The 6,186-nt window shown below is 49.3% G+C and carries 1 protein-coding gene and 3 rRNA genes; all 4 read left to right on the top strand.

The features are described from left to right. Positions 1-444: 444 nt before the first annotated feature. Positions 445-1,188: an MATE family efflux transporter gene (locus AB5L52_RS46565; RefSeq protein ID WP_369369216.1), complete on the top strand. Its 744-nt coding sequence runs from the start codon at positions 445-447 to the stop codon at positions 1,186-1,188. Positions 1,189-1,251: 63 nt separating this feature from the next. After that, a 16S ribosomal RNA gene (locus tag AB5L52_RS46560) occupies positions 1,252-2,828 on the top strand. 238 nt (positions 2,829-3,066) lie between these two features. Beyond that, positions 3,067-5,988: ribosomal RNA gene (locus AB5L52_RS46555) — 23S ribosomal RNA — on the top strand. An 84-nt stretch (positions 5,989-6,072) separates the two neighbouring features. Then, a 5S ribosomal RNA gene (gene rrf, locus AB5L52_RS46550) occupies positions 6,073-6,186 on the top strand; the annotation flags it as partial.

Here is a 6,186-nt window from a genome sequence, read left to right as displayed (position 1 = left end):
GGGAGTGTAAAATATTTTGTGTAAATTGATACCTTGAGGGTATTGAAAAAGGGAAAGCCTTCCCCGTATGATTGAAATCGCTAAAAACCAATCAGAATACGGAGGCTTTCCCCATGGTCAATCAGTTCCTGCAAAATGAGATAACTGCCGTTGAATGTTTGGCAGTTGTTAATGGACAGACTCTTTTCTACCAATACTCTGTTTTACCTTTTATCTTTTTAGTCATATTAGACTCACTTCCAATTAGAATTGCCTTCAAAATGATTATGCCGGGGTGTGCTTAAAATGTAGCGGCAGATAAAAATATTTACTGATTTTCAATTGGCGGCTGCTTTAGATTTGAAGGAATCGTGCCAATTGTCAGTTTTGGGTTTTATTGCGTCAAAATAAGCGTTACACTAGCCTTTGTGCAATTTTGTAGAGAAAAGAGAGTGAATTTATCTAATGGACGAAGAAGCGACGAGACCTTCTCACCAACTCAACATGCTTGAGGGTGGCATCTTCGGTAAAATGTGTAAAGTAGCGATTCCAATTGCTTTGATGAGTACCTTGCAGCAGCTGTTTAATGCGACTGATATGGCGGTAGCTGGGCGTTTTGCCTCAAGTAATGCCATGGCCGCGGTAGGTTCCAATGCGCCAGTCATCAATATCGTGGTGATGCTGTTTACAGGACTTTCAATTGGTTCAAACGTATTGATTGCTGGTTTGGTTGGGGCAGGCAAGAAAGAACGAGTCAACGCGGCGATGCATACTGGTTTTTCGGTGGCATTGATCAGTGGGCTGATTATGCTGACGGTCGGCTGCCTGATTGCTAAGCCGATTTTAGGTCTGCTTGATACACCAGCCAGTATTATGCCGTTAGCGGTCAGCTATTTAAAACTGTACTTTCTTGGTATGCCGTTTTTAATGATTTATGATTTTGGCAATGCAGTTTTAAGAGCAGTTGGCGATACCAAGCGACCTTTGTTTTGTTTAATGTTTTCGGGAATGGTCAATGTGGTTTTGAACCTGATTTTGGTAATTGGCTTTCAGATGAGTTCGGATGGAACGGCAATTGCTACGACTATTGCCAATGCAGTCAGCGCGGCTTTAATCTACCGCCTCTTGGTTAAGGAAGGTAGACCTTTGAAAACTGAATACAGTTTCGACGAACACAAATGTGTAGGGTCATCAATCATTGATGATTGATGCAAAAACATTTGCGAAGTCAATTCGCTTAATTTAAATTTGAGCTTTTCAAGTTCTTATATTTTATATGAGAGTTTGATCCTGGCTCAGGATGAACGCCGGCGGTGTGCCTAATACATGCAAGTCGAACGCGTTGGCCCAACTGATTGAACGTGCTTGCACGGACTTGACGTTGGTTTACCAGCGAGTGGCGGACGGGTGAGTAACACGTAGGTAACCTGCCCCAAAGCGGGGGATAACATTTGGAAACAGATGCTAATACCGCATAACAATTTGAATCGCATGATTCAAATTTAAAAGATGGCTTCGGCTATCACTTTGGGATGGACCTGCGGCGCATTAGCTTGTTGGTGGGGTAACGGCCTACCAAGGCGATGATGCGTAGCCGAGTTGAGAGACTGATCGGCCACAATGGAACTGAGACACGGTCCATACTCCTACGGGAGGCAGCAGTAGGGAATCTTCCACAATGGGCGCAAGCCTGATGGAGCAACCGCGTGAGTGAAGAAGGGTTTCGGCTCGTAAAGCTCTGTTGTTAGAGAAGAACGTGCGTGAGAGCAACTGTTCACGCAGTTGACGGTATCTAACCAGAAAGTCACGGCTAACTACGTGCCAGCAGCCGCGGTAATACGTAGGTGGCAAGCGTTATCCGGATTTATTGGGCGTAAAGCGAGCGCAGGCGGTTTGATAAGTCTGATGTGAAAGCCTTTGGCTTAACCAAAGAAGTGCATCGGAAACTGGATCAGACTTGAGTGCAGAAGAGGACAGTGGAACTCCATGTGTAGCGGTGGAATGCGTAGATATATGGAAGAACACCAGTGGCGAAGGCGGCTGTCCTGGTCTGCAACTGACGCTGAGGCTCGAAAGCATGGGTAGCGAACAGGATTAGATACCCTGGTAGTCCATGCCGTAAACGATGAGTGCTAGGTGTTGGAGGGTTTCCGCCCTTCAGTGCCGGAGCTAACGCATTAAGCACTCCGCCTGGGGAGTACGACCGCAAGGTTGAAACTCAAAGGAATTGACGGGGGCCCGCACAAGCGGTGGAGCATGTGGTTTAATTCGAAGCTACGCGAAGAACCTTACCAGGTCTTGACATCTTGCGCCAACCCTAGAGATAGGGCGTTTCCTTCGGGAACGCAATGACAGGTGGTGCATGGTCGTCGTCAGCTCGTGTCGTGAGATGTTGGGTTAAGTCCCGCAACGAGCGCAACCCTTGTTACTAGTTGCCAGCATTCAGTTGGGCACTCTAGTGAGACTGCCGGTGACAAACCGGAGGAAGGTGGGGACGACGTCAGATCATCATGCCCCTTATGACCTGGGCTACACACGTGCTACAATGGACGGTACAACGAGTCGCGAACTCGCGAGGGCAAGCTAATCTCTTAAAACCGTTCTCAGTTCGGACTGCAGGCTGCAACTCGCCTGCACGAAGTCGGAATCGCTAGTAATCGCGGATCAGCATGCCGCGGTGAATACGTTCCCGGGCCTTGTACACACCGCCCGTCACACCATGAGAGTTTGCAACACCCAAAGTCGGTGGGGTAACCTTCGGGAGCTAGCCGCCTAAGGTGGGGCAGATGATTAGGGTGAAGTCGTAACAAGGTAGCCGTAGGAGAACCTGCGGCTGGATCACCTCCTTTCTAAGGAATTAATCGGTCTGAAACCTTTACACATTCAGTTGGTTGAAACACGCCTGATAAGTTCAGTTTTGAGGGGTTTACCCTCAGCTTGTAATTTGAAAACTAAATAATATTTGCAAGCAGGAGGTTCTTTATCCCGAATTCTCAATTAAACCGAGAACACTTTGAAAACTTATTTGAGTTTTATTAACGAAATTAATCGCATACTCAATAACTGAGGTGATCGTAAGATCATCAAGGTTAAGTTATGAAGGGCGCATGGTGAATGCCTTGGTACTAGGAGCCGATGAAGGACGGGACTAACACCGATATGCTTCGGGGAGCGGTAAGTACGCTTTGATCCGGAGATTTCCGAATGGGAAACCCAATCATCTTAGTCGATGATTGCCTGAGCAGTGAATACATAGCTGTCAGGCGGTAGACGCAGTGAACTGAAACATCTAAGTAGCTGCAGGAAGAGAAAGAAAATTCGATTCCCTGAGTAGCGGCGAGCGAAACGGGAAGAGCCCAAACCAACGAGCTTGCTTGTTGGGGTTGTAGGACTGAACATTTGAGTTACCAAAGTGCGACGTAGTTGAAGTCGTTGGGAAGCGACGCCAAAGATGGTGATAGCCCAGTAAACGAAACGTCACACTCTCAGTTCAGGATCCTGAGTACGGCGGGACACGTGAAACCCCGTCGGAATCCGCGAGGACCATCTCGCAAGGCTAAATACTCCCTAGTGACCGATAGTGAACCAGTACCGTGAGGGAAAGGTGAAAAGCACCCCGGGAGGGGAGTGAAACAGTTCCTGAAACCATGTGCCTACAAGCTGTCGGAGCACATTTACGTGTGACGGCGTGCCTCTTGCAGAATGAACCGGCGAGTCATGATTGCGTGCAAGGTTAAGGTGGAAAAACCGGAGCCGCAGCGAAAGCGAGTCTGAAATGGGCGTACGAAGTACGCAGTTATGTACCCGAAACCAGGTGACCTACCCATGTCCAGGTTGAAGGTGCGGTAAAACGCACTGGAGGACCGAACCCGTATCAGTTGAAAATGGTTGGGATGAGGTGTGGGTAGCGGTGAAATTCCAAACGAACTTGGAGATAGCTGGTTCTCTCCGAAATCTCTTTAGGGGGAGCCTCGAGGTTTAGAATCATCTTGGAGGTAGAGCACTGTTTGGACTAGGGGCCCGTCATGGGTTACTGACTTCAGATAAACTCCGAATGCCATTGATTTTTATCTCGGGAGTCACACGGTGAGTGATAAGATCCATCGTGGAAAGGGGAACAGCCCAGATCATCAGCTAAGGTCCCTAAATATATGCTAAGTGGAAAAGGATGTGGAATTGCACAGACAACTAGGATGTTGGCTCAGAAGCAGCCATCATTTAAAGAGTGCGTAATAGCTCACTAGTCGAGTGACTCTGCGCCGAAAATGTACCGGGGCTAAGCATATTACCGAAGCTGCGGATGCGACCTTTGGATGTTGGTAGGAGAGCGTTCCAAGGGCGATGAAGTCAGACCGTGAGGACTGGTGGAGCGCTTGGAAGTGAGAATGCCGGTATGAGTAGCGAAAGACAGGTGAGAATCCTGTCCACCGAATGACTAAGGTTTCCTGGGGAAGGCTCGTCCTCCCAGGGTTAGTCGGGACCTAAGTCGAGGCCGAGAGGCGTAGACGATGGACAACAGGTTGATATTCCTGTACCAGTTGATTGTGCTTGAATGATGGAGTGACGCAGAAGGCTAAGCGATCCGGACGATTGGAAGTGTCCGGCCAAGCAGTAAGTCAGTTGATGAGTCAAATGCTTATCAGCGGGTTGACAAGCTGTGACGGGGAGCGAAATTATAGTAGCGAAGTCGTTGATGTCACGCTGCCGAGAAAAGCTTCTAGCGAATAATCAACTGCCCGTACCGCAAACCGACACAGGTAGTCGAGGAGAGAATCCTAAGGTGAGCGAGCGAACTCTCGTTAAGGAACTCGGCAAAATGACCCCGTAACTTCGGGAGAAGGGGTGCTGATCGCAAGATCAGCCGCAGTGAAAAGGCCCAGGCGACTGTTTATCAAAAACACAGGTTTCTGCAAAATCGTAAGATGAAGTATAGGGGCTGACGCCTGCCCGGTGCTGGAAGGTTAAAAGGAAGAGTTAGCTTCGGCGAAGCCCTGAATTGAAGCCCCAGTAAACGGCGGCCGTAACTATAACGGTCCTAAGGTAGCGAAATTCCTTGTCGGGTAAGTTCCGACCCGCACGAAAGGCGTAACGATCTGGGCACTGTCTCAACGAGAGACTCGGTGAAATTGAATTGCCTGTGAAGATGCAGGCTACCCGCGACAGGACGGAAAGACCCCATGGAGCTTTACTGTAGCTTGATATTGAGTGCTTGTACTGCTTGTACAGGATAGGTAGGAGCCATAGAAGCCAGGACGCTAGTTTTGGCAGAGGCGTTGGTGGGATACTACCCTTGCATTATGATCACTCTAACCCGCACCACTGATCGTGGTGGGAGACAGTGTCAGGTGGGCAGTTTGACTGGGGCGGTCGCCTCCCAAAAGATAACGGAGGCGCCCAAAGGTTCGCTCAGAATGGTTGGAAATCATTCGCAGAGTGTAAAGGCACAAGCGAGCTTGACTGCGAGACAGACAGGTCGAGCAGGGACGAAAGTCGGGCTTAGTGATCCGGTGGTTCCGCATGGAAGGGCCATCGCTCAACGGATAAAAGCTACCCTGGGGATAACAGGCTTATCTCCCCAAGAGTCCACATCGACGGGGAGGTTTGGCACCTCGATGTCGGCTCATCGCATCCTGGGGCTGTAGTCGGTCCCAAGGGTTGGGCTGTTCGCCCATTAAAGCGGTACGCGAGCTGGGTTCAGAACGTCGTGAGACAGTTCGGTCCCTATCCGTCGCGGGCGTAGGAAATTTGAGAGGACCTGTCCTTAGTACGAGAGGACCGGGATGGACATACCGCTGGTGTACCAGTTGTTCCGCCAGGAGCATCGCTGGGTAGCTATGTATGGATGAGATAAACGCTGAAAGCATCTAAGCGTGAAACTCGCCTCAAGATGAGATTTCCCATTCCTTATGGAAGTAAGACCCCTCAGAGATGATGAGGTAGATAGGATGGAAGTGGAAGTGCCGCGAGGCATGGAGCGGACCATTACTAATCGGTCGAGGACTTAACCAAGTTTAGGGTGTTTCGATTGAACGTGAGAAGAATAGATATTGTTTAGTTTTGAGAGTGCAAGCTCTCAATCCTGAAAAGGATTAGTGTGGTGATGATGGCTTGAAGGATACACCTGTTCCCATGCCGAACACAGAAGTTAAGCTTCAACGCGCCGAAAGTAGTTGGGGGATCGCTCCCTGCGAGGATAGGGCATTGCCA

This window comes from Streptomyces sp. CG4 (assembly GCF_041080655.1).
Classification (GTDB): domain Bacteria; phylum Actinomycetota; class Actinomycetes; order Streptomycetales; family Streptomycetaceae; genus Streptomyces.
The sequence above is the reverse complement of the archived record's forward strand: the minus strand, read 5'-3'. Positions and strand labels throughout refer to the sequence as shown.